This window comes from Sulfitobacter sp. F26204 (assembly GCF_026410305.1).
Taxonomy (GTDB): domain Bacteria; phylum Pseudomonadota; class Alphaproteobacteria; order Rhodobacterales; family Rhodobacteraceae; genus Sulfitobacter.
In genome coordinates this window covers 186329-211302 of record NZ_JAPMLQ010000007.1, presented here as the reverse complement: position 1 = coordinate 211302, position 24974 = coordinate 186329, and the positions used below count along the sequence as shown (strand labels likewise).

Here is a 24974-nt window from a genome sequence, read left to right as displayed (position 1 = left end):
ATCCGCTCCTATTTGGTGCCCAACCTCGGCTTCATCCGCTCTCGGCTTCCTCACGAAACCGTTTGGATGAGGTCCTGCCCTGCGGCTTTACCTTTCATCATTCAGACCTAGATGCGGTGAATGAACACTGTCAGATCATCAATCTTCAGCTTGTCGCGCTTGTTGCGGATCATCGCAACACTTCCCGTATTTTTCATCCTGTCTGCATGTACAGATCCGGCACCGCGCGGCGGCGGTGACATTCTGGTTTTAGGCGATTCCATCATGGCCTGGAACAGCCTGGCAAATGCGTCGATTCCGGACGCGATGCAAAGAACCCTGGGCCGTCGCGTGGTAAGCAAGGCCGTGCCTGGCGCTCAATTTGACAATTCTTCCGCGGTCGCAGCTGCCGTCGGGCTCGATATTCAACGGCAATTTCCCGGTGGGCGCTGGAACTGGGTCGTCGTCAATGGCGGTGCCAATGATCTGGGGGCCGATTGTGGCTGCGGCGCCTGTGGGCAGACTGTCGATGCCTTGATCAACCCTGATGCAATGCAGGGGTCAATCCCATCCTTTATCCAAAAGTTACGCCAGAGCACCGGCGCGCAGGTGATTTGGATGGGATATTATGCCGGATCGGGCCAGACCTCGTTCAAGGGTTGCCGCGACGATCTGGTTGAAATTGAAAAACGCCTGGCACGCTGGGCAATGTCACGGCAGGGCATCACATTTCTGGATTCCGAAGATGTGATAAACCGCAACGATCCGGCATTGTTTGCATCCGACAACACCCATCCATCGGTCAAGGGATCAGCGCTGATCGGTGCTTATCTGGCACAACAAATAAAGGCGCGCACCACATCCGCCGTGCCGAATAAACCTTCCTTGTACAGCAGCGACAGGGCGCAGGCCGATTAGGGGAATGGAACGTCCCTCATGGGGCCGTGTGCCTTTGGCAAAAGCGATCTGGCGATCCTATGCGGTCAACCCTTCCGGTTCATCCAGCCCGTTGGCTCTGCAACAGGCGGTGACGGTATTGGCCAGCAGACAAGCGATGGTCATCGGGCCGACCCCGCCGGGAACAGGTGTGATGGCACCAGCGCGCGCGGAACATGTGTCATAATCCACGTCACCCACCAGCTTGGTCTTGCCCTCACCCTTTTCCGGCGCATCAAGCCGGTTGATGCCCACATCAATGACTGTCGCCCCTTCCTTGATCCAGTCGCCGGGCACCATTTCAGGACGACCAACAGCAGCTACGACGATGTCGGCACGACGCACCACATCAGCCAGATCCTTGGTGCGCGAATGGGCGATGGTAACGGTGCAACTGTCATTTAGCAAAAGCTGCGCCATCGGCTTGCCCACGATGTTGGAACGGCCGATGACAACCGCATCCATGCCGGAGATTGAACCGTGATGGTCACGCAACATCATGAGGCAACCCAACGGCGTACAAGGCACCATGGATTTCTGCCCGGTGCCTAACAGACCAACGTTTGAGATATGAAAACCATCGACATCCTTGGCAGGATCAATGGAATTGATGATCAAGTCTTCGTTGAGATGTTCAGGCAGCGGGAGTTGACACAGAATACCGTGAATTTCAGGGTCGGTGTTCAATTGATCAATCACAGCAAGCAGGTCTTTTTCAGAAGTGTCGGCATCCAGTTTGTGTTCGACCGATTTCATTCCGACCTCAACGGTCATTTTGCCCTTGGAGCGCACATAGACCTGAGAAGCAGGATCTTCGCCCACCAGCACAACCGCCAGTCCCGGTGTGATGCCGTGGTCATTTTTCAGGCGGGTCACGTGCTCGGCGACCTGACCGCGCACGCGGGCGGCAAACTCTTTGCCGTTGATAATCTTTGCTGTCATTTCAATCCTTTCGGTGGATTTCACCCTCCCTACGCAATCTCTGTAGGGTGGGTAAAACCCACGCGTCCCTTAGAACAAGCCTTCAACTTCGCCAGCATCATTCAAGCCAATGCTTTCCGCAGATGGCACGCGTGGCAAGCCGGGCATCGTCATGATCTCGCCGCAGATGGCGACCACAAAACCTGCCCCAGCCGAGAGGCGCACCTCCCGTACCGGAATGTCAAAACCCGTTGGCGCGCCACGGCGTTCAGGGTCCGTGGTAAAGCTGTACTGGGTTTTTGCCATGCAGACCGGCAAGTTGCCATAGCCCTGGTCTTCCCAATCCTTCAACTGGTTCAGGATTTTTTGATCCATCTTCGCTGAATCGGCTCGGTAAATCTTGGTGGCGATGGTGTTGATCTTGTCAGACAAGGACATTTCGTCCGGATAAATCGGCGTGAAGTTGCTTTCGCTCGTTTCAATGGTTTCGACAACTTTGGCGGCAAGGTCGGCGGAGCCTTCAGAACCCAGTTCCCAATGCCGCGACAGAACCGCTTCGGCACCCTGAGTTGCCACATAGTCCTTCACCGCCTGCACTTCGGCATCGGTATCGGTGACAAAATGGTTGATCGCCACGACTACAGGCACGCCAAAGGATTTCATATTTTCGATATGGCGTCCAAGGTTTGCACAGCCGCTGTTCACAGCTTCGACATTCTCTGTCCCCAGATCGGCCTTGGCAACGCCGCCGTTCATCTTCATTGCGCGCACGGTGGCCACGACAACCACACAGGACGGTGCAAGACCGGCCTTACGACATTTGATGTTAAGAAATTTTTCGGCACCAAGGTCAGCACCAAAGCCCGCTTCGGTCACAACGTAATCTGCCAGTTTCAAGGCGGTTGTCGTCGCAATTACCGAATTACATCCATGTGCGATATTGGCAAAAGGACCTCCATGAACAAAGGCGGGGTTGTTTTCGAGCGTTTGCACGATATTTGGCTGCATGGCGTCCTTCAGCAGAACTGTCATCGCGCCGTGCGCCTTGATGTCACGTGCAAATACCGGTGTGCGGTCGCGTCGATAAGCCACGATCATCGCTCCCAAACGCTCTTGCAGGTCGGCAAGGTCTTTGGCCAAACAGAGGATCGCCATTACTTCGGATGCAACCGTAATGTCAAAGCCGGTTTCACGGGGGAAGCCGTTGGCCACGCCACCCAATGAAGCGGTGATTTGGCGCAGGGCACGGTCGTTCATGTCGACCACGCGGCGCCAGACAACGCGACGGGTGTCGATCTCAAGCGCATTTCCCCAGTAAATGTGGTTGTCGATCATCGCCGACAGCAACGAATGCGCCGAAGTGATCGCGTGGAAATCGCCGGTAAAGTGCAGGTTCATTTCTTCCATCGGAACAACCTGCGCGTAACCACCACCGGCCGCCCCGCCCTTCATCCCGAAATTCGGTCCCAGGGATGCTTCGCGAATACAGACGGCGGCTTTCTTGCCGATGCGGTTCAGGCCATCACCCAGGCCCACGGTTGTCGTCGTCTTGCCTTCGCCAGCCGGAGTAGGATTGATCGCTGTGACAAGGATCAGCTTGCCATCCTTGCGATCCTGAACGGAATTGATGAAGGCCTGGCTAACCTTGGCCTTGTCATGGCCATAGGGCAGCAGATCCCCGCTGCCGATGCCCAGTTTTGCACCAATCTCCTGAATGGGTTGTTTTGACGCTGCGCGTGCTATTTCGATGTCGGTTTTATAAGCCATTCAGAATCCCCTGATACAAGTCGTTGTCGCATAGTCATAGCCGCCTGCCCCCTTGAATTGAGGTTGCGTTTCCGACATTTCCACCTTCCGAAGCGGCGAGGCACTATTGCAGCGTTCCATTCGCGCGCGAGGGTTTGCCCGCTTACGGTGCCCAGGCGCGTTGGGCGGGAATATGCAGAAACAGTTTATCGCCAACCTTCAGTTCTCCCTGACGTTCCACCCAGGCGCAGACACCGCGCCGTCCTCTGGCCGCTGCCAGAAATGCTTTGCCGTGACCGGGTTCGTCTTTTTCTATCTCGCGTGCGGGAAAATTGCATGGGCCGTTCAGCATGTCGACTACAATTGTGGTTCCGTTTTCCGCCTGAAGTCTGGAACTTGGGGGTACATGGGTGAAATCCGCAATGCCTTCGATAACGATGGATGCGCCAAACTGAGCCGGGTCCAGTGCGGCAACACCCATGTCGGCCGCGATCTCGGCGATCTCTTCGCTGGACAGGACCGAAAACTGGCGCACATTTCGGATTTCGGTGCCTTTGGGATGTTGGGTCTGCACACGCACACATGACGCTCGTGTCAGACCGGCATGATAATCGCCTGCGAACCCTTCATAACTGGCAAAGGCCTCGCGGACCGGTTCAGATCGAATGTTGCTACGGTTTTCAGGCACCTTCCCCAACCAGACGATTCTGGCGGTATGATCCGTCGTCACAAGTTCGGGCATCAAGTTTCTCCTGCGATGGGGGTCACAATGCTTTCGGGCGTGCCAAAAGAAAAGGCCCCGCGAATGCGGAGCCTCATGACTTTTTGTGGCGATACCTGAACTGACATTGATCAGACCGAGGGTTCGGGCTCCATCCCGCCATCATCAGACGGCGTTTTCTTACCTTTTCCCTTTGCCTTGGGAATGGCTGTCAGGCTTGGTTTGTCGCCTTTGCCATCCTCATCATCGTCATTCTCGGAAACCGGAGGCAGCCCGTCCATGACACGTTGGATTTCGCCGCCAGTCAGGGTCTCATATTCCAGCAGCCCCTGCGCCAGTCGTTCAAATTTTTCTTCGTTTTCCTTGATCAACCTGGCCGCCCATTCATAGCCATCCTGAATGAACCCCTGCACTTCTTTCTCAACCAGTTCCTTGGTATTGGCCGAGACCGAAAATCCACCGGTGCTTCCCTGATAGCCTTGAGCAGCTTCGGAATAGTCGATGTTGCCGACCTTGTCAGACATGCCCCACTGCAGGACCATCGCACGTGCAAGCGCAGATGCTTGCTGGATATCGCCTGCCGGACCATTGGAAACCGCTTCTTCACCGTATTTGTGAATTTCCGCAGCCTTGCCTGCCATAGTCATGGCAAGCCGCTGGTGGCATTCATCCTTGAACATGTTCAACCGGTCCATTTCGGGCAGGCTCATCACCATGCCCAATGCCCCGCCGCGCGGAATGATCGTGGCCTTGTAAACAGGATCACATTTCGGCAGCAACATGCCAACCAATGCGTGACCGGCCTCATGGTAGGCAGTCATTTCCTTTTGTGCAGCCGTCATCACCATAGAGCGTCGCTCTGCCCCCATCATGATCTTGTCCTTGGCGGATTCAAAGTCGATCATGGTAACAAAACGACGGCCAAGGCGCGCCGCGCCCAATGCTGCCTCATTCACGAGGTTGGCCAGATCCGCCCCTGAAAAACCGGGAGTGCCACGGGCAATGATACGTAGGTCTACGTCTGGGCCGAGCGGCGTCTTGCGGGCATGCACACCAAGAATTTTCTCGCGCCCCTTGATGTCAGGATTGCCAACAGTAACCTGCCGGTCAAAACGGCCTGGCCGCAGCAAGGCGGGGTCCAACACATCCTTTCGGTTGGTCGCCGCAATGATGATCACGCCTTCGTTGGCTTCGAAACCATCCATTTCAACAAGAAGCTGGTTCAGCGTCTGCTCGCGTTCGTCATTGCCACCGCCATACCCGGCCCCGCGGGACCGGCCGACTGCGTCGATTTCGTCGATGAACACGATACAAGGCGCGTTCTTTTTGGCCTGTTCAAACATGTCGCGCACACGGGATGCACCGACACCAACAAACATCTCGACAAAGTCCGAGCCTGAAATTGTAAAGAACGGCACGCCCGCCTCGCCTGCAATTGCGCGCGCCAGCAGGGTCTTACCCGTACCGGGAGGGCCTTCAAGAAGGGCACCTTTGGGAATTTTCCCGCCAAGACGTGAAAACTTTTGCGGGTTACGAAGAAACTCTACGATCTCTTCCAGTTCTTCCTTGGCTTCGTCAATGCCGGCAACATCGTCAAAGGTCACACGGCCATGTTTTTCGGTAAGCATCTTGGCTTTGGATTTACCAAAGCCCATCGCTCCGCCTTTGCCCCCGCCCTGCATCCGGTTCATGAAATAGATCCAGACGCCGATCAGCAGGACGATCGGCAGCAATGACATCAGAAAGGTCTGAAAACCGGATTGCTGTTGTGGGCGTGCCTGCAAGGGGACATTGTTGTTGATCAAAAGATTGGTGATCTCTGCATCTTCCGGTTTGATCGCGATATAATCGACACCGTCAGCTTTACGAAAGCGCACCTGTTCACCGTCCAGTGTCGCGTTGCGTACTTCGCCACCTTCAACCGAACTCACAAATTCGGAATAGGTCACCTCATTGCTTTGCAAATTACCGCTGGAGCCGCTGAACAGGTTGAACAACGCCAACACAAGCAACATTAGTACGACCCAAAACGCAAGATTGCGAACATTTCCCAAGGAAATTCTCCTAAATACTTTTGCCCCGCTTGTCGAAACGGACCATCTGGAACACATGACGTGCACCGCTTGCACTACAAGATAGACAGGAAACGCTCAGGTTCAATGCGATAATAGTGTCGCGAAGAAGTCATCGGGCGTTTCGTCCAGCTCCGCATGCCAGATTTTTGCACAGCCTGCCAGTGGTGCCGCCACCAAAATTTCACCACGCCACACGGCTGGTGTAGATTGCAAAACCACATAGGGCCTGCCCGTGATCCGCCAGTCAGAACATTGTTTGAGGCCGCTTGCCCCAAGTGCACGCACTTTGAGGTGGTCATCCATCTCGTCCGGCAGGACAAGCGACAGCTTCCAGCGGTCATCCCAAAGTTCATTTGTTGCGGCTTCAAGGTCTCGCACTGCGTTATATTCGCGGAAAATCCAGATCCGCCCGCCAATGCGTCGAATGTGACAGCCGCCTACCGTCGCAGCCTGTCCAGTCTCCAGCGCAGTAAAAACATTGGCCAAGGCCCCGCGGCGCGGCGCGTAGACACGGCCCGTGATCCAATTGATCGCCTTGATCATCAAACGTCGCCGGATCTCGGCCGGTTGTAGCCTGAAGCCGACTTCGGCCAACACAACAGCACCTGCCTGTACTGACACCACATGTTTGGCCGCCAGAAAAGTCTGCCACTCCAGCGATTTTCGTGCTTCTGCCATGTTTTCGGCGACTTCGCCCAATGCTTCGGCATCAATGCCCAGAGGGTTCAGGAGTTCCAGTACTTTGCGCGCCTTGATGCGGTCAAACACCTCGTTTTCATTGCTTGGGTCATTGATCCAGCGCACAGCGCCTTCCCTGAGGTATGCGCGCAGTATTTCCCGTCGCGCCTTTAGCAGGGGTCTCACCCAGGTGACCCCATGGCGCAAAACACGGTGCTGGATCGCTGACAGCCCGTCCACACCGGAGCGGCGCGCAAGCCGCATCAAGACCGTTTCGGCCTGATCATCTACAGTATGCCCCGTAGCGATTGTCGTGATTCCGTGCCGTTTGGCCCAATCTGCCATATGTTCATAGCGTGCAAGACGTGCTGAATTTTGCAGATTGCCCGCACCGGCCCATTTGCCCCAGACCAAGGTATCGTGCGGCACACCGATGCTGGCGCAATACCGCGACACAAAAGCCGCCTCATCTGCGGCTTCGGGGCGCAGACCGTGATCGACAGTCACAGCACGCAAGCTGATGCTTTCGGTTTTACAGAAGGCTTGAAGCAGCTTCAGCAGCGCCATGGAATCGCTGCCCCCTGAAACGGCAACCCCCAGCAGCCTGGGCGGATGAGGTAGGAACGCCTCTGACAACAATTTGGCCAGGGTTTCCGGCATGTTTCAAGAACAGCCGATGTTTCTTCGCTGGTTCAGCGCTTGTTCCGCCGCCGGATTACCCGGAAAGCGTAGATCAACTTCATTCAATGTTACGCAGGCCTCCTGGGTTTGTCCCAACACACCCAATGTGCGCCCCAGTTCATACAGGGCGTTCGGTGCGATGGCCCCTTCAGGATCTGCGCTGAAACTGGCAAGGTAAGCGCGTGCCGCTTCGCGCACGTCACCCAGCTTTTCCAGTGCCTCGCCGCGTCGCAGGTCAGCTTCTGCTGCTAATGGGCCACCCGGATAGGTCTGATTGAAGGTCGCAAAGAAGTCAGCGGCGGCGCGAAAGTCACCGGATGCGAGCGCCTCCTGCGCCCGCTTGAAGTCTGCCTCTTCTCCAACCGCGAGTGAGGCGGTTTGGGATGGCGTCGCCGGTTTGGTCAAGGGTGCCGCGGTGCTTGTCTGGTCCGCGCCACCCAATGTGGTGGTTTCCCCTAATGTCGAGATGTCGCCGCCCTCAAGTTCCACAAGACGGAATTCCAGGTCGCCGATGCGGGCAGTACCATCCGCAACAATACGGTTGATCCGGTTTTCCAATTCTTCGGTCTTGGCTGTCAGACGTTGGAGTTCACTTTCCATCGTACCCACCCGTTCAAGCACGGAATTGCCCGAAGTGTTCACACCTCCGCTGCCGGAGGTCGACAATTCGCGCCGCAGCTTTTGAACTTCGGTGTACAGAATGGTCAATTCCTGACGTACATCCGCCAGAGTCTGGGCATCCTGCGCCATCAGCGATACGGGGCTCACCATTATCGCCAGTACAAGTGTCGCGAAAAAACGCAATCTCATGGGTATGGTTGTCCTTCGTTTGATCATCTTGGAAACATCTGGCCAGGGTTGCAGCGGTTAACTCGTGAGGCCACCGGCAAGAACAGTCACAGCGCGACGGTTTTTGGCATAGCAGGCTTCGTTCGAGCAAATTTCGATCGGCCGCTCCTTGCCATAGCTCACAACCTTCAGACGCGATGCAGGAACACCTTTGGAGATCAGATACTCCTGTGCCGCATTGGCACGGCGCGCGCCAAGTGCAAGGTTATATTGACGTGTCCCTTGTTCATCGGCATGGCCTTCTATGACAGCTTGATAATCGGTGTTGGTCAAAAGCCACGACGCCTGCCCATCCAGTGTCGTACGTCCCTGGTTGGTCAGTGTCGATTGGTCGACCTCAAACAGCACCCGGTCCCCGACCGCTTGCTGGAAATAGGCCGTCGATGCAGGATCATTCGCGCTGCCGGGAATGATCCCTCCTGTTGTGCCGGTGTTCGTGCCTGCATCAAGACTGTCCGAACCAAAACGATCCGGGTTTGTACAGGCTGTCAGGCCGAGTGCTGCAATCAGCAAGCTATAGGTCAAAAATCGCTTCATCTTGGGTCTGCCTCGTCTCTTTGTTTTTCTAAATTTACCATAAGTATGGTCGAGAGGGAATTCTACGGCCATCATCCTTGAGTGTTATCACTTCTGCAAGGGTGACCACGACGGATCGGAGCCACCCGAAGGCGTGCTGACAGGGCGCAGATTGCGGCCCGAAATATCCACGGAATACAAAGTGGAGGAACCAGCCTCGCCTTGGGTTTCGCGTGCGAACATGATCACGCGTCCGTTCGGTGCCCATGTCGGTCCTTCATCCAGAAAAGATGCCGTCAGCAACCGTTCCTGTGATCCGTCCAGACGCATCACGCCGATGTGAAACCGCCCTTTATTCTGCTTTGTAAAAGCAACCAAATCCCCACGCGGTGACCAGACCGGGGTACCATATCGCCCCTCACCGAAGGAAATTCGCTGCGCTTCGCCACCCGTCGCCGGCATAACGTAAAGTTGTTGGGTGCCTGACCGATCGCTTTCAAACACGATCCGGCTGCCGTCGGGTGAATAGCTGGGCGCTGTTTCAATCGCTGGCGTATTGGTCAATCGTACCGATTGACCAGAGTTGATGTCCATTGAGTAAATGTCGGTGTTGCCGCCTTGCGAAAGCGAATACACTACTGTCTGCCCCGAAGGCGAGAACCGCGGCGCAAAGCTCATCGTGCCTTCCGCGCTTTCCAGAACGCGGCGCTGAACCGATCCGATATCAAGCACATAGATGCGCGGAAATCCGCTTTCGTATCCGGTATAGAGCACCCGGTCACCCGTCGGGGAGAAACGCGGCGCCAGCACAATCGCACCAGAATCGGTAAGGTATTGGACGTTGGCCCCGTCATAATCCATAATCGCGAGCCGCTTCTTGCGATCGTCCTTTGGACCGGTTTCGGAAACGTAAACTACACGGCTGTCAAAATAGGGGCCTTCGCCGGTGATGCGGGCATAAACTGCATCCGATACCTTGTGCGCCATACGGCGCCAGCCATCGACCGTGCCCGAAAATTGCAAACCACTGCCCAGTTCCGCACCGGAAAACACATCATACAGGCGGAACTTCACATTAAGCGTATTGCCTTGTACGTTCACCGCCCCTGTGACCAGTGCCTGCGCGTTGATCGCCTTCCAGTCGGCAAATTGGACGCTGGCATTGAAATCACTGATGGTTGAAATGTAAGCCGAGGACGGGATTTCACGAAATAGCCCGGTGCCGGTCAGATCCGCCGCGACCACGCGCGCCAGATCAACAGCCATTTTCCCTGCTTCCGGGCTTTCTGCCTGAAAGGCCGGCACAGCTACGGGCAAGGGTTCGATGATCGCCTCATCAATAATGATGCGCAGCGGCTCTTGTGCCTGTGCAACGCTTGAATTCGGAGAGGCACCGGTGAGGATCAGGCCAAGGGACAGGAAAAGGCTCAATAACAATTGTTGCATCAGATGTGCATCCTTTCGGGAATGTACGTGGCATATGTGTGGCGTGTCTCGACTGGCTTGCGCAGGGGAATTTTTACCCGGATCGCCCCTTCATCATGCACGCCACCTTGTATGTGAAACACCATCGTCAAAATCCCATTTTGCTGGGATCAAAGGTCATTTCGATATTCTGCCATTGGCTGAATTTGCCTTGCGGAAGGTTGTACCCTTTTGACCCGCACAGGATGATAGCCCGGCGCGCACTGTCATAGACGCGTTTTGCCGAAGCATCCGATCCCCCCGATGAGCTGATTTTTCGTATGCTTTCAGTGACCGGCGTCCCGTTCTGGTTCATCTTGACCGCTATGACAACGATCGTGCCCAGCGCCTCGGTCGAGAGCGATCCAATATTCCAGCATTTTGCGATCTGGGCGCGTAGGGCGTCCTTTTCACCGCTGGACAGGGGCGGGCCGCTTGGCGGTGCAACCGGTTCCTGGGCAGCGGCAAGAGCGGCCAGGACATCATTGTTGTCCACAGCATCAGCAGCAGGCGTCGCGGGGTTTTCGCTGGGCGTCTGGGAGGGCTGCGCTGCCTGTACGACCGGTGCCGCAGGCCTCCTGCCCGGTGGACGGGTTGACGCCGCAGGGGCGGAGGTTGCTTCTGTCACGATTTCTGCCACCGCTTCTTCTGGTGCCGTCGCCTCCTGGCTTTCCTGCTCTGGTGTTTCACCCGCCGCATCCGGTGCCACGGCTTCCTGTTCTTGAGGGTCTGCTGTCGCTTCGGGATCAGGCTGTGCCACGGGTTCCGGTGCAACACGTTCCACCGGACGCGGCGCTGCTTCGGGAGCGGTTTGTGGCACCAATACGGCGATGTCACCAACCGGTTCGGACAAATCCTGTGGCGGTTCCTCGACCTGTGGCGCCTCCTCTGCGACCTCTGGCGTTCTGTCCTCTGGTGGGCTGTCTGTCTGCACCGGTGCCGGCTGTTCGATCACCTGATCAGGCGCGCTACTGATTTCCGGCTGATCTGTGCTTGTCTCAGGCGCTGCAGGTTGCGCCACTTCCGTGACCGACTGCGGAGATTGTCTTGCCGCGATCATCGCATCAAAATCCGCACCAGAGATCACCGATACTTCTGTCATTTCGAATGGTTCGGGATCGCGCGCAAAAAACCCGCCCAACAGCAACCAGGCAATCAACCCCAGATGCCCCGCGCCAGAAATATATTGACCGGTGTGCAAGGATCAGTTCCCCGATGTGTCGCTGCCGTCCAGCGCAGGCCCGCCGATGTCAGTGACAAGACCTATGTTGGAAAAGCCACCGGCGTTCAATGCGCCCATGACTTCCATGACGGCACTATAGGGCACCGCGCCATCCGCACGCAGGAATACCCGGTCGCTCGCCCGCTCGGCTGCGATTCCGCGCAATCGTGTGACAAGCTGGCCACGTTCGACAGTAGTGGTCTGGATCTGCACCTCACCCGCTGCAGTAACTGTCACGGTCAGCGGTTCCTCCTGTTCGGTCGGCAAAGCACCTGCCGCCGATTTGGGCAATTCAACCGGAACACCGACCGTCAACAAAGGTGCTGCAACCATGAAAATGATCAACAACACCAGCATGACGTCCACAAAGGGCGTGACGTTGATTTCCGCCATCGGCTGCGCACGGCTTCTGCGTCTTCCGCGCCCGCCGCTCTGTTTCTTGATCGCGCCCGCCCCCATGGTTCAGGCGTCCACTTGGCGGCTGAGGATGGTCGCAAATTCATCTGCAAAGGCTTCGTGATTGCCGATGATCCGCTCACTGTCCGCGTTCAGCTTGTTATAAAAAATCACCGCAGGTATCGCCGCCAGCAATCCCAGACCCGTGGCCAACAACGCCTCGGCGATGCCGGGAGCCACGACGGCGAGATTGGTATTCTGCTGTTCCGCAATCTCGATAAAGGCGTTCATGATCCCCATCACCGTGCCGAACAGACCGATAAACGGGGCCGATGATCCGACCGTGGCCAGCACGGTGAGACCCTTTTGCAAACGGTCGCTTTCCTTGGCAATCGCCACATCCATGCTGCGATCAATCCGCGCCGTCGCCCCGGGTATCAATCCGCCATCGTCCCGATGCGAGCGTCGCCACTCTGTCATCCCCGCAGCAAACACCTTTTCGGCGGCGCCGTCCGGATCACTGCCTATCTGGTCAAACAAGCCGTCCAGGGGCTCCCCCGACCAGAAAGCCTTGTCAAATCCGTCTGCACCTGCGCGTGCCGCGCGATACTGGATCGACTTCTGAATGATGATCGACCAGGACCAGAACGAAGCAATGATCAAGACGATCATCACCAGTTTGACCGCAAATGTTGCCCGCGCAAACAGCCCCCACATGGAGAAGTCAATCTCCTGCGCCAATGCCAGCGTCTCTGCTTCCATGATATCCGCTCTATTTCTACTATTGTGCCGCTCTATGCGGCTGACTGCCTCAAGGCCTCGTTTTCGAGGCTCATTTGGGGAGAATCTAGCGGAGTACAAGTCCGAAAGCCAGCGGAATGGCGTTAACCCGCCGGATCCTGCAGTAGTGAGCGGAGTTTTGCTGGCAAACGCACCGGTTTGCCATCGGTGTTCATGCAAACTGCTGTGACCTTGGCGCGAAAAATCACATCCCCTTCGCGCAGTACTTCCTGATCAAACATCCAGCGCACCGCCCCCTTGGCATGATGGGTGGTTCGCACCTCGAGGCGGTCTCCAAAACGGGCAACGCCCAGGTAATCCGCCTCGACCCTGGTGACAACAAACACCAGGTTCTCCTCTCGCATCGCCCGCTGGTCTACCCCCATCTGTTCGACAATATCAGAGCGCGCCCTTTCGATATATTTGAGGTAGTTGGCGTAATAGACAATGCCCGCCATATCCGTGTCTTCGTAAAAGATGCGCAGGGCGAAGGAATGGCTCATTGCGCCACCTCGATACGCGCCGCAAGACGCAAGGCATGAGAGGCATCTCCTGCGGCAACAGGCAGGACAGGATCATAGGCTGCTCGGATCAGCGCCGCGATGTCAGGGTGCAGCACCGTTGCCTCTTTAACCATCATCAAGGGGGAGCGATCTTGAAAGGCGCTGTCGGACCACAACAGCATCGCCTGGGCAATCTGGCTCAACACCAAGGTCTGGGCCGGCACCTCGCGCAAATGACGATCCATGCACAGGAAAATAAAGCAAGCCTTGATCGCTCCGCGATCGTCGAAACGGAAAAACCGGTACTGGTTGGCATCACCCGCTTCCAGCCGCGCCACCTGTGAGGCAAGATCAGGCACCAGCTTCTCCAGACCCGGAACCTCCATCAGCTCTGCCCAGTTGCTGAAAAAGAACATCATCAGGTTTGATCCCAATTCCGCATCCATGTCGCCCATCTCATGCCCGGCCAGTTCGCAGGTTGCGGAAATCGCGGCCTTCACCACCGCCAGGGTCGCATCCTCCACACCAAAAACCACAGGGCATATGGGCCGCCCCCAGCGTGCAAATGCGAAACTGCCATCACTCCGGGTAAACAAACCCTCGACCTGTGCAACGTCCATCTTCATCTTGCCTTTAAACTCATATCCACCGGTTCATCCGAACAAATCACTCTGCGACTTAGGCGCAACCAATCCCAGATGGGTCCAGGCCTTTTGCGCCAGCATGCGCCCGCGCGGCGAGCGCTGGATCAATCCTTGCTGCAACAGAAACGGTTCAATGACTTCTTCCAAGGCATCGCGACTCTCGCTCAATGCCGCTGACATGGTTTCGATTCCCACCGGGCCGCCCTGGTAATTTTCTGCGATCAGCCGTAAATAGCGCCGGTCGGCCCCGTCCAGCCCCAGATGATCAACTCCCAGGCGTGTCAGCGCCATATCAGCAAGCTCTTGCGTGACCCGTCCGTTCCCCTCCACAACAGCAAAATCCACTACACGGCGCAACAATCGCCCTGCAATCCTCGGCGTGCCTCTTGCCCGTTTTGCGATCTCGCGCGCCCCGCCCTCGTCAGCAGGTGCGCCCAGTTTCCGTGCATTGCGGTCCACAATAATGAACAATTCATCCTCGGTATAGAATTGCAGCCTTGTGGGAATGCCAAATCGGTCCCGCAACGGCGTCGTCAACAGACCCATACGTGTTGTCGCACCGACCAGAGTGAAGGGCTGCAATTCTATGCGCACCGTGCGTGCGGCAGGTCCCTCACCGATCACCAGATCCAGTTCAAAGTCCTCCAGCGCGGGATAGAGCACCTCTTCGACAGCAGGATTCAATCGGTGGATTTCATCAATAAACAACACGTCGCGCGCTTCCAGATTGGTCAGAATCGCAGCAAGGTCACCGGCCTTGGCCAGAACCGGCCCCGAGGTCATGCGAAACCCGACCCCCAATTCACGCGAAATGATCTGTGCGAGGGTGGTCTTGCCCAGCCCGGGTGGGCCATGGAACAAGGTATGATCCATCGCTTCCTCACGCTGTTTGGCAGACTGTATGAACACGGCCAGATTCGACCGTGCCTCGGCCTGCCCAACGAATTCCGACAACATCTGCGGACGCAGGGCACGGTCAAAATCTTCTGGCAACATTTCAGGCCTTACGGTGGGATCAATCTCGGTCACAGTCATCCTTTACGTGCGTCAGGCCCGTCCCGGCCTGTTGCATCACCCTAGCCTTTGGGGGCAAGTAGTTTCAACGCCGCGCGGATCAGATCCGGCGTTTGTGCATCCGGCATGTTGCCTGCAGCCTCGGCGACAGCACCTGCTGCATCACCGGGAGCATATCCAAGATTGGCCAGCGCCGACAGCGCCTCTGCCTGCGCAGACGGGTTTGACGGCGTTGCTTTTTTGGCCCTGGTACTCTGTTCGATAACTTCGGCTTCCACGCCACCCTGTGCATCGGCCAGAGTCCCTGACATTGCCATCACGCCGGGTGCCTTGTCTTTCAGGTCAAGCACAACCCGCTGGGCAATCTTGGGTCCAACCCCTTTGGCGGCCTTCACCGCATTCCAATCCCCCAGGGCAATAGCACGGCTCACCCCGTCCGGCCCAAGTGCCCCGAGGATCGCCAAAGAAGCCTTGGCGCCGATCCCCTGTACCGAGGTCAGCAGGCGATGCCATTCCTTCTCTACCAGCGTCTGAAATCCAAACAATTGCAGGACATCCTCGCGCACCAGCAAATCTGTATAGAGCGCCGCTGCCTCACCGGTTCCGGGCAAACCAGCGAGGGTGCGATCAGAACAATAAACCAGATAGCCCACACCGCGCACATCAATCAGAACGTGGTCGGCGGCGCGGTATTCTATACGACCGGTGATCTTGCCAATCATGCAGTGGCCCTCGCCACAGCCGCCGCCAGGGAGCTGGCTCCGCCGTGATGCGCATGACAGATTGCAATCGCCAGGGCGTCGGTCGCATCCGGCCCGTGCAGGACCACACCGGGCAATTGCACCTTGACCATATGGGCCACCTGTCCCTTGTCCGCATGCCCCACGCCCACGACCGTTTTCTTGACCTTGTTGGGCGCATATTCCCCGACCGGCAGTCCGGCCTGTGCCGGAACCAGCATCGCGATGCCCCGCGCCTGACCCAGCTTCAATGTACCTGCACCGTCCTTGTTGACAAAGGTCTGTTCAATTGCCGCCGACAATGGCCGATGGACAGTGAAGACCTCGGTCAATTGCAAGTGGAGGGACAACAACCTTTGCGCCAGATCGTTGCCCTGGGAATGACACACCCCGTTTGCCACATGAGAGATTCGATTGCCCGTCACGTCGATTACGCCCCAGCCGAGGTTACGTAACCCCGGATCAATGCCGATTATCCGCATTTGGTCCTGCCCTCAGAAAAATTGTTGCTTTTTTGGTGCACTAGCACGAAACGCGAACATCCGCCAAGCATTTGTGCAGAAGTTCGATTGCGACCTGCGTTGCGTCGCAAACGGATCACAGGCCCGCTTTTGCCCATCCAAAGGCTCTGGAACTGCCCGTCCGGAACACAATTTTGCCTTAATTTCCGGTGTTTTATCTGCCTTCCCGACCTATGCAGAAAACGCAGATCACGCATGCGCTTATTGCCATTGCGAAGCGAATCCATTCTGCCTATCTGGCCCTCATACCGCCGAGGAAATCGGCATAACAAATATGTATAAGGACGGCTCAAATGGCAGCTTTTGACACAACCCGCACAGCATACGGCTCAGCTTCAGCCGTTTCTTCCTTCTTCTCTCGCAGCCTCGCCGCTGTCGTTGCATGGAACGACGCGCGCGTCACGCGCGCAGCACTGGCCGCTTTGTCTGATCGCGAACTGGATGATATCGGTCTGGTACGTGGGGACATCGACGCGGTCGCGCAGCCAGAGTTCTTCCGCTAAACACGACGGATAGTCCGGCCCCCTGCACCGCCCGCCTTTCGGGGATGTCGACAAATTAAAAAAGCCGCGCTCTGACCCTCAGAAAGCGCGGCTTTTTCATGCCTTGGAGATAGCAGTTGTTCGTCATGTCCGGCAATCGGACGAAATTTCTAGCGCATTACCGTTCCGACAGATCCGGCAACCGATTGGGTGACGGGGTCAATTGCAAGCGCCCTGGCCCCGACCTTTTCAATCACAGTACCGTTTTCCAATTTGGACAGCCGTTCGTTGTAGGTCACGGGGCCAACAGCGGAAAGCGCGAAAATCTTGAACCCGAAAAATCCGATGGCAAGCAGCAGCACGAATTTGATCGCAACACCGCCTCCCATGCGGCGGCGCTTGGCCTTGACGACGATCAACCCATCCTTGCCGATCTTCGTAGAATATCCATGCGTCATTTTTTTATGCTTGCGCCCAAGCGTGTTCAGGCGGTTTACAAAATGATCGTGGGTCTCAACCATGACAGTGGTCTTTCATCTAACAATCGGCCCCCACCGCTGTTAACGATATACTAACCACGAAATGTGGCAAAATCTGGGCAAGTGCCCAGATTAAACCGTAAAACCCCATGAATTTAGGTCTTTTTTTGAAGGGTGAGAGTGGTCCAGTCAACAATGCTTTGACTATGGATAAGATTGATGCCGGATTGCGCATAAACCGCGATCACTTCATCCGCCTGTTCGTTAAGGATACCGGATAGAATCGCATAGCCCCCCGGTTGCATTGCCGACGCCATATCGGGCGCGAGCGCGATCAGCGGCCCCTTCAGGATATTTGCAAATACCAGATCAAAAGGCGCAGCCGCCGCGAGAACGGGATGGTCAAAGCCCGCAGCTTCGACACAGGTAACACGGTCGGTGAGCCCGTTGGCCACAACATTGGCCTGCGCGACCTCTACCGCAACCTCGTCAATGTCGCTGGCCAGCACCATCTCGGGCCAAATTCGTGCCGCTGCCATGGCAAGCACCGCCGTGCCGCACCCCACGTCAATCACACGCCTACCGACAAACCCATCGTTCGCCAGGCGGTCCAGCGCTCGCAGGCAGCCCAGGGTGGTACCATGGTGTCCCGTTCCAAATGCCATCGCAGCTTCGATCAGCAAAGGCTCACAATCAACCGGCACTTTATCCGCATCATGAGAGCCATATACAAAAAAGCGACCGGCCTCGACAGGAGCCAGTTCACGACGCACATGGGCGACCCAATCGGTGTCGGGAAGTTCTGAAACGACAAATGGTTTTGCCTTCATCGCCACCGCCAATACGGCAAGTGCTGTATCATCGGGTAGCGCTTCGAAATAGGCACCGACTTCCCACAAACCTGATCCGTCCTCCATCTCAAAGACGCCTACGCCGGTCGGTTCCGGTTCCAGCCGTTCCATCGCTTCGCCCAGCGCATAGGCAGCGTCACGTCCTGTCAGTGTCGTCAAAGCGGTGAAGGTCGCCATTCTCATCTCCGGTGTTGGTCAGGTTTCGCGTAGGCCTGTGTGTATTCGGGGTCAAGGGTGATGTCACCTGACCCGGCCAGCTCCCGCAATTTGCAAGCATTTCACAAGATCGAAGGACCGGTATGAAGAGTTACAACCCGTTGCCGTGACCGCAAAACAGGATTGTCCTATCCACCAACAGGGAAATCATCATCACCAATTAGGCAGACCTCCCCACTGAAAGGGCTGGTGCGGCCGGCTCCCTGTCGCATGCTATACCGCAACCTGTGGGATACCATTGCTGAAAACGGTTTCATTTCCCGGCGTCGGATGCCGAGGGACAAGCATTGCCAAGCCAAAAGAAACCGCTGCCATCGCCGCCGCCAGAAAGAACACGGCAGCAGGGGACACCAGCCAGAGCAAACCTAACACAACCGGCAAAAACACCGCTGCGATGTGGTTGATGGTAAAGGCAACAGCAGCCGTAGGCGCGATGTCAGCAGGATCCGCAATTTTCTGAAAATAGGTTTTTTGTGCCATTGCCAGTGCAAAAAACATATGGTCCAGCACATACAGGGTGGCAGCCACTATGACGCCCCAACCCAGAAAATAGACACCGCCATAACTGAGAAAGACCAATACCAGTCCAATATATTCAAATCCCAAGGTACGTCGTTCGCCAAAATATCCAACAGCCCGCCCAAGAAGTGGTGCAAACAAGATGTTCACCACCAAATTGATTAAATAAAGCGTAGTGATTTCGTGCACTTCAAAGCCGAACCGTTCCACCATCATGAAACCGGCAAAGACCATGAAAATCTGGCGGCGTGCACCGCCCATGAATTGTAGCGCATAATACAACCAGTACCGCTTGCGCAGAATCATGGTCTTGTGTTGCGGCGTCGGAGATTCAAACTGAGGATAGGCCAGCATTGCAAAGACCGCGATCATGACGGTCACGCCGCCCCCGATCATATAGACGCTATTGTAGGACAGATTGAAGGTTTCCCACAGCGCCATGATTGCAAGATAGGCAAGGAGCGTGGCAAAAGAGCCAGCAGCCAGCAACCAGCCCAGCATTCGCGGTGCATCCTCGATCTTGAGCCATTGCAACTGCAAGGATTGGTTCACCGTTTCAAAATAGTGAAACCCGATAGAACTCAGCATCGTCAGCGTCAAAATCCCGGCCAGAGACGGGAACCAAGCGGTAAAGGCTGTCGCAACCCCCAGCAGGATCAAGGACACCAGCCCCAGCACCTGTTCTCTCACAAAAACGATGATCGCAATTACGCCTACAGCCAGAAAGCCGGGTATCTCGCGAACCGTATGCAACAGACCGATGTCTGCGCCGTCAAACCCCGCAACCTCAACAACAAAATTGTTCAACAAGGCAGCCCAGGTATTGAACGCAATCGGCATCGCCAATGCCAGCAAGAATAACAGCGAAACCGGTCGACGCCAAAACGGTAGGGCTTTGGCCTCTTCAAGGGAGATGTATTGAGCCATTCGTCACCCTTACGCCTGTCCCACAAAAAAGACGATATGGAAAACACCCCATGCAGAACGCTTTCAAATGTCGTGCGCGCCCTTGTAGCACAACAGATGCCGCCTTTTGCCTGCTCGTGAATCCGCCACCATTTACTGGCTTTGTCTCCCTTGCGCGCCGACGGCGGGATGTCGTTACCTGTCCATGTTTGAAGGCAAGCACAACTAACGGTTTTTACAGTTAGGAAGCACCAGATTCAGGATGTTGCTACACCGTCAATAGAAACTCTGAGGATCGATATCGACTGCCAGGCGCAGATCGCCCTTCAAACGCAACTGTCCGACCCAGTCTGCCAAGGCGTCCTGCAACGGCGCGGATTTTTCGGCTTTTACCAGCAGGCGCACGCGATGCCGCCCCCGAACGCGTGCGATTGGGGCCGGTGCCGGCCCGAACACCTGCGCACCGATGCGGCGCAGGGCACCATCCTGACGGGCCAGCAGGTTGCCTGCATCGAAAGCTGCGGCCGCATCCGAACCTGACAGAATTATCCCTGCCATACGCCCGTAGGGGGGAACTCCTGCCTGTCGTCGCTCCGCCGCCTCTGCCGCCCAAAACTTTTCTTCGTCGCCGGCCAGGATCGCGCGAATGACGGGGTGTTCCGGCTGATAAGTTTGAAGTAACGCCATGCCCGGTGCCTCGACACGGCCTGCACGCCCGGCAACCTGACGCATCAGCTGAAACGTCCGTTCCGCTGCCCGCAGATCGGATCCCATCAATCCAAGGTCCGCATCAATGACGCCAACAAGGGTCAGATTGGGAAAGTTATGCCCCTTGGCCACCAATTGTGTGCCGATAACAATGTCAGCCGCCCCGTCAGCGATGCCGGCGATCTCGGCTTTGAGAGCACGTGCAGAACCGTACATATCCGAACTCAAGGTCGCAATGCGCGCCTCTGGCCAGATTGCTGCCGCTTCTTCTCCGAGCCGCTCAACCCCCGGTCCGACAGGTGCAAGTTTGCCCACCGCCTCACAGCTTGGGCAGGCGTCGGGCATCGGTTTGCTTTCACCACATTGGTGACAGACCAATCGTTTCAGAAAGCGGTGCTCGACCATACGGGCATCACAATCGTCGCAACCGATCTGATGCCCGCACGCCCGACACAGGGTGACCGGTGCATAGCCACGGCGGTTGATGAACAACATCGCCTGTTCACCTTTTTCCAGACGCTTGTTGACCTCTCCCTGTAAGGAAGGTGAAACCCAACGATCACTTGGCAGGCCTTCGCTGCGCATGTCAATCGCCCCCATCGTCGGCATCACTGCCGGACCAAAACGGGAGGTCAGTTCAAGCCGATTGTATTTGCCGGCTTCGACATTTGCCCAACTTTCCAATGACGGCGTAGCAGAGGCCAGCACCACCTGCGCCCCACAAATCGCTGCGCGCAGCACTGCCATGTCACGTGCATTGTAAAGGACCCCTTCTTCCTGCTTGTAAGAGGTGTCGTGTTCTTCATCGACGACGATGAGACCAAGGTTCTGAAAAGGAAGAAACAGTGCCGAACGCGCCCCGATCACCAATTGGCACTGCCCTTGACCGACCATCCGCCAGATACGCCGCCGCTCGGTCATGGTTGCACCAGAATGCCATTCGGCAGGTTTTGCCCCGAACCTTTCCTGAACACGGGTCAGGAACTGTTCCGTCAGCGCGATTTCCGGTAACAAGACCAACGCCTGCCGTCCTGTTTTCAATGCAGCAGCCACAGCTTCAAGATATACTTCGGTCTTGCCAGATCCTGTGACCCCGCGCAGCAGCGTCGTGCCATATCTCCCTGCACGCACGCCTTGGGCAAGTGCGGCAGAAGCGGCAGCTTGATCCTCTGTCAGAGATTTGCTGGGGCGGCCTGCATCCATAGGCATAAACGGCAGATCGCGCGGGCTGTCTTCTTCAAACACTGTGTCCTGAGTGACCAATCCCTTGATCACCGATGCGGTCACGCCCGACATCTCGGCGAGTTCCTTTAACGTAAAGGAAAGATCACCGTATTCGTCCAAAGTCGCCAGCACACGCCGCCGTGCATCCGTCATTTTGGACGGTTGCTTATCCCCTCTCCGGTAAATTTTTCGCATGGAAGGCGGGTCACCCAACCCCGGCGCTCTTGTCGCCAGACGCAGCATCGCAGGCATCGGCGTCAGCGTATAAGCCGCTGCACGTTCCAGGAACGAACGCAACTCAAGGCGCATCGGTGCAGCGTCCAAAACACGGATAACGTGACGCACCTTGGCATAATCATAATCGCCCTGCCCCGGTCCCCAGACCACGCCCAACACCTTGCGAGGACCAAGAGGCACTTCGACAAATGCGCCTAGATGGCAGCCGCCTTCGGGTGCTTTGTAATCCAGCGCACGCCCCAGAGGCTGTGTTGTCAACACAGCAATCAGATCGCCATGGTCGAAGAATTCAGGGCTGTCCACCAAAGGGTCCACATCGCTAAAAGAGGGTTTCAGGTCGCCAAATCATAGGCTAGACCCAAGATCAACGCATCCCCTCTCAACCGCAAGGACAGCTCGCATGAAATTTTTCGTAGATACCGCCGAAATCGACGCCATTGCCGAACTCAATGATCTGGGCATGGTCGATGGGGTCACGACCAATCCTTCTTTGATCCTGAAATCCGGCCGCGACATCATGGAAGTCACCAAGGAAATCTGTGATCTTGTCCAAGGTCCCGTCAGTGCCGAAGTCGTCGCCATGGAAGCAGATGCGATGATCGCTGAAGGTCGCAAACTGGCCGAGATTGCCGATAACATCGCCATCAAGCTGCCGCTGACATGGGACGGGTTGAAGGCCTGCAAGACCCTGTCAGGCGAAGGCCGCATGGTCAACGTCACCCTGTGCTTTTCCGCCAATCAGGCCTTGCTCGCTGCCAAAGCCGGTGCGACTTTTATCTCGCCATTCATCGGGCGTCTGGACGACATAAATGTTGATGGTATGGACCTGATCCAGGACATCCGTACAATTTATGACAATTATGGTTTTGAAACCAACATTCTCGCCGCCTCGATCCGCTCGGTCGCGCATGTGCACGATTGCGCGCTGATCGGCGCAGACGTGATGACTGCGCCGCCTGAAGTCATCAAGAAGCTGGCAACCCATCCTTTGACAAATGCAGGTCTGGACCAGTTCATGAAAGACTGGGCGAAGACCGGCCAGAACATCCTCTGATCCGACAGACCCGGCACCTTCCAAAGCCGCTGGAGCGTCGGTGCAGGCTGACACCGATCAGCCACAGGTGGCCAATAGCACAACTTGGGGGCAGATTTCTCTCTGCCTCCATGTTATAGGACCGCAAACAGCACGAGACTGATATGAGTAGCAATCCCAAGATCGATGACGCCTTGCGAGAGGCGATCATTTCCAAACCCGACGTTATTCTGGATGACAACGATGTCATGCAAGCGTTGATCGCAGCCAATGAAAAAGCGATGGGCGGCAATATCGTCGATTTGCGTGGCATCGCCATGGAACGGCTCGAAGCACGGCTTGACCGGTTGGAAGACACCCACCGTAGCGTGATTGCTGCTGCCTACGAAAACCTTGCCGGTACCAATCAGATCCACCGCGCCATCCTGCGCATGCTTGATCCGGTCGAATTTGAACCCTTCCTGCGCAATCTGGGTGGTGAAGTCGGTGACATACTGCGCGTTGATGCCGTGAAACTGGTCCTTGAATCGGTACAGAACGACAATGATCCAGCGGTGCAGCGTCTGGGCGATGTGCTGAGCGTCGCAGAACCGGGCTTTATCGACGATTATTTGACCAACGGTCGTGGCGGCATCGCACGACAAGTCACCCTACGCGGTGTTCAGGACGGGTCAGAACAGATTTATGGCGAAAAGGCAGACTGGATCCGATCGGAAGCCTGTCTGAAACTTGATTTTGGCGCGGGTCGCCTGCCTGGGGTCCTGGTGCTCGGGGCCGAAGATCCGCATATGTTCGGACCGCAGCAGGGTACCGATTTGCTGACATTTTTCACCGGCGTTTTCGAACGCGCCATGCGCCGCTGGTTGTCTTGAGCCGCGCCGAACACGCCAACGACATCAGGCTGATCAGCCCTGCAGCACGTGACGCATTGCAAACGTGGCTGAATCACCAGCGCAGCCTGAAGGGCGCCGCGGAAAACACCATCACCGCCTATCAGGGCGATGTTGCGGATTTTCTCGCTTTCATCACCGCCTTCAAGGCAGAATCCCAAGGGTTGGCCGCGCTGGCACAGATCACGATCACCGACATGCGCGCATGGATGGCACGCACGCGCGGCCCTGACGTTGGCCCACGTTCAATGGCACGAAAGCTGTCGGCCGTCAAAGCGTTCTACCGTTGGCTTGCGTCGCGTGAAGGGTTTGAACCAACCGCCGTCTTATCGACACGTGCACCGAAGTATCAAAAGAAATTGCCACGTCCTCTTGCGGTCGATGCAGCCAAGGCTTTGATCGATTGTGTGGAAATCCAATCTGATCGGCCCTGGGTTTCAGCGCGTGATGTCGCGGTATTGACCCTGCTCTGGGGATGTGGGCTGCGCATTTCCGAGGCGCTTGCGCTGACGGGACGCGATGCTCCATTGCCTGAGTCCTTGCGGATTTTCGGCAAGGGGGGCAAGGAACGCATGGTACCGGTCTTGCCGGCGGCACGCGAGGCAGTTGAAAACTACTCACGCCTGTGCCCCTACCCCAAAACGCCCGATGCACCGCTTTTCAGGGCGATCAGAGGCGGGCCTTTATCCGCGCGCAGCATTGCCAAGGTGATGGCTGATGCGCGGATGCAACTGGGCCTGCCCGCAACGGCAACCCCACATGCCATGCGCCACAGTTTTGCTACACATCTGCTGGATGCCGGCGGCGATTTGCGTGCAATTCAGGAATTGCTGGGCCATGCATCGCTGTCGACCACGCAGGCCTATACGGCCGTGGATACGGCGCGATTGATGGAAGTCTACAATCGCGCGCACCCCAAAGCAGGTTAACGCATTCTCAATAATGCCGTATACCTGTCTTTCAAATGGGAAGCAGAGGTTTACACGGACAAGGCGGCCGAAAGGTCGAATGAGCTGAAAGTGAACGCGCAGTAACTTCCCAAG

Annotated in this window: 25 protein-coding genes; 5 read left to right on the top strand and 20 right to left on the bottom strand. The window is 56.5% G+C overall.

Features of this window, described 5'->3' with window-relative positions; genetic code table 11:
* Positions 1-120: 120 nt before the first annotated feature.
* On the top strand, positions 121-897 hold the full coding sequence (locus tag OS190_RS16310; protein WP_267159784.1) for an SGNH/GDSL hydrolase family protein: 777 nt from the start codon (positions 121-123) through the stop codon (positions 895-897).
* Positions 898-954: 57 nt separating this feature from the next.
* Here the strand turns inward: OS190_RS16310 and folD are convergent, their stop codons facing one another.
* The 16 genes from folD to ruvC form a co-directional block, all read right to left on the bottom strand.
* Positions 955-1857, bottom strand: coding sequence for a bifunctional methylenetetrahydrofolate dehydrogenase/methenyltetrahydrofolate cyclohydrolase FolD (folD, locus tag OS190_RS16305; RefSeq protein WP_267159783.1), 903 nt, complete (start codon positions 1855-1857; stop codon positions 955-957).
* Between the two features lie 69 nt (positions 1858-1926).
* The gene (locus tag OS190_RS16300; protein WP_267159782.1) at positions 1927-3603 is read right to left on the bottom strand and encodes a formate--tetrahydrofolate ligase; all 1677 of its coding nucleotides are present in this window, start codon (positions 3601-3603) and stop codon (positions 1927-1929) included.
* A 142-nt stretch (positions 3604-3745) separates the two neighbouring features.
* Positions 3746-4324 (bottom strand): MOSC domain-containing protein, encoded by a 579-nt coding sequence (locus OS190_RS16295; protein WP_267159781.1) that lies wholly within the window; start codon positions 4322-4324, stop codon positions 3746-3748.
* A gap of 110 nt (positions 4325-4434) precedes the next feature.
* Entirely contained in the window at positions 4435-6357 is a 1923-nt protein-coding gene (ftsH, locus tag OS190_RS16290; RefSeq protein WP_267159780.1) for an ATP-dependent zinc metalloprotease FtsH, read from the bottom strand.
* A 102-nt stretch (positions 6358-6459) separates the two neighbouring features.
* Entirely contained in the window at positions 6460-7716 is a 1257-nt protein-coding gene (tilS, locus tag OS190_RS16285) for a tRNA lysidine(34) synthetase TilS (RefSeq protein ID WP_267159779.1), read from the bottom strand.
* Positions 7717-7719: 3 nt separating this feature from the next.
* A complete protein-coding gene (ybgF, locus tag OS190_RS16280) occupies positions 7720-8547 on the bottom strand; it encodes a tol-pal system protein YbgF (RefSeq protein WP_267159778.1) in 828 nt (275 codons plus the stop codon).
* Positions 8548-8604: 57 nt separating this feature from the next.
* Positions 8605-9123, bottom strand: coding sequence for a peptidoglycan-associated lipoprotein Pal (pal, locus tag OS190_RS16275; protein ID WP_267159777.1), 519 nt, complete (start codon positions 9121-9123; stop codon positions 8605-8607).
* A gap of 87 nt (positions 9124-9210) precedes the next feature.
* Positions 9211-10548: a Tol-Pal system beta propeller repeat protein TolB gene (tolB, locus tag OS190_RS16270; protein ID WP_267159776.1), complete on the bottom strand. Its 1338-nt coding sequence runs from the start codon at positions 10546-10548 to the stop codon at positions 9211-9213.
* 127 nt (positions 10549-10675) lie between these two features.
* Entirely contained in the window at positions 10676-11767 is a 1092-nt protein-coding gene (gene tolA, locus OS190_RS16265) for a cell envelope integrity protein TolA (RefSeq protein ID WP_267159775.1), read from the bottom strand.
* 3 nt (positions 11768-11770) lie between these two features.
* Positions 11771-12247: a protein TolR gene (gene tolR / locus OS190_RS16260; RefSeq protein ID WP_267159774.1), complete on the bottom strand. Its 477-nt coding sequence runs from the start codon at positions 12245-12247 to the stop codon at positions 11771-11773.
* Positions 12248-12250: 3 nt separating this feature from the next.
* The gene (tolQ, locus tag OS190_RS16255; RefSeq protein WP_267159773.1) at positions 12251-12946 is read right to left on the bottom strand and encodes a protein TolQ; all 696 of its coding nucleotides are present in this window, start codon (positions 12944-12946) and stop codon (positions 12251-12253) included.
* 122 nt (positions 12947-13068) lie between these two features.
* The gene (locus tag OS190_RS16250; RefSeq protein ID WP_267159772.1) at positions 13069-13467 is read right to left on the bottom strand and encodes a YbgC/FadM family acyl-CoA thioesterase; all 399 of its coding nucleotides are present in this window, start codon (positions 13465-13467) and stop codon (positions 13069-13071) included.
* Positions 13464-14087 (bottom strand): hypothetical protein, encoded by a 624-nt coding sequence (locus OS190_RS16245; protein WP_267159771.1) that lies wholly within the window; start codon positions 14085-14087, stop codon positions 13464-13466. The genes OS190_RS16250 and OS190_RS16245 overlap by 4 nt, the downstream gene beginning before the upstream one ends.
* 33 nt (positions 14088-14120) lie before the next feature.
* Complete coding sequence (gene ruvB / locus OS190_RS16240; RefSeq protein ID WP_267159770.1) at positions 14121-15140, bottom strand: Holliday junction branch migration DNA helicase RuvB; 1020 nt, start codon at positions 15138-15140, stop codon at positions 14121-14123.
* Positions 15141-15187: 47 nt separating this feature from the next.
* On the bottom strand, positions 15188-15847 hold the full coding sequence (ruvA, locus tag OS190_RS16235) for a Holliday junction branch migration protein RuvA (protein ID WP_267159769.1): 660 nt from the start codon (positions 15845-15847) through the stop codon (positions 15188-15190).
* A complete protein-coding gene (ruvC, locus tag OS190_RS16230; protein ID WP_267159768.1) occupies positions 15844-16347 on the bottom strand; it encodes a crossover junction endodeoxyribonuclease RuvC in 504 nt (167 codons plus the stop codon). Before ruvC ends, ruvA begins: the two co-directional genes overlap by 4 nt.
* A 332-nt stretch (positions 16348-16679) precedes the next feature.
* Between ruvC and OS190_RS16225 the strand changes: the two genes are divergently transcribed.
* Entirely contained in the window at positions 16680-16889 is a 210-nt protein-coding gene (locus tag OS190_RS16225; RefSeq protein WP_267159767.1) for a DUF1127 domain-containing protein, read from the top strand.
* A gap of 149 nt (positions 16890-17038) precedes the next feature.
* Here OS190_RS16225 and OS190_RS16220 read toward each other — a convergent pair whose 3' ends face one another.
* The 4 genes from OS190_RS16220 to OS190_RS16205 form a co-directional block, all read right to left on the bottom strand.
* Entirely contained in the window at positions 17039-17389 is a 351-nt protein-coding gene (locus OS190_RS16220) for a hypothetical protein (RefSeq protein WP_267159766.1), read from the bottom strand.
* A gap of 113 nt (positions 17390-17502) precedes the next feature.
* Positions 17503-18375, bottom strand: coding sequence for a 50S ribosomal protein L11 methyltransferase (locus OS190_RS16215; RefSeq protein ID WP_267159765.1), 873 nt, complete (start codon positions 18373-18375; stop codon positions 17503-17505).
* A 252-nt stretch (positions 18376-18627) separates the two neighbouring features.
* A complete protein-coding gene (locus OS190_RS16210) occupies positions 18628-19860 on the bottom strand; it encodes an MFS transporter (RefSeq protein WP_267159764.1) in 1233 nt (410 codons plus the stop codon).
* A 255-nt stretch (positions 19861-20115) separates the two neighbouring features.
* Positions 20116-22311, bottom strand: coding sequence for a primosomal protein N' (locus tag OS190_RS16205; protein WP_267159763.1), 2196 nt, complete (start codon positions 22309-22311; stop codon positions 20116-20118).
* A gap of 97 nt (positions 22312-22408) precedes the next feature.
* On the opposite strand from OS190_RS16205, the gene fsa reads away from it, so the two are divergent.
* The 3 genes from fsa to OS190_RS16190 all read left to right on the top strand — a co-directional run bounded on the left by fsa (position 22409) and on the right by OS190_RS16190 (position 24860).
* The gene (gene fsa / locus OS190_RS16200) at positions 22409-23062 is read left to right on the top strand and encodes a fructose-6-phosphate aldolase (RefSeq protein WP_267159762.1); all 654 of its coding nucleotides are present in this window, start codon (positions 22409-22411) and stop codon (positions 23060-23062) included.
* Positions 23063-23205: 143 nt separating this feature from the next.
* Entirely contained in the window at positions 23206-23913 is a 708-nt protein-coding gene (locus OS190_RS16195) for a DUF484 family protein (protein WP_267159761.1), read from the top strand.
* A gap of 23 nt (positions 23914-23936) precedes the next feature.
* Positions 23937-24860, top strand: a complete 924-nt coding sequence (locus OS190_RS16190) for a tyrosine recombinase XerC (protein ID WP_267159860.1) — start codon at positions 23937-23939, stop codon at positions 24858-24860.
* The last annotated feature ends 114 nt before the right edge of the window (positions 24861-24974 follow it).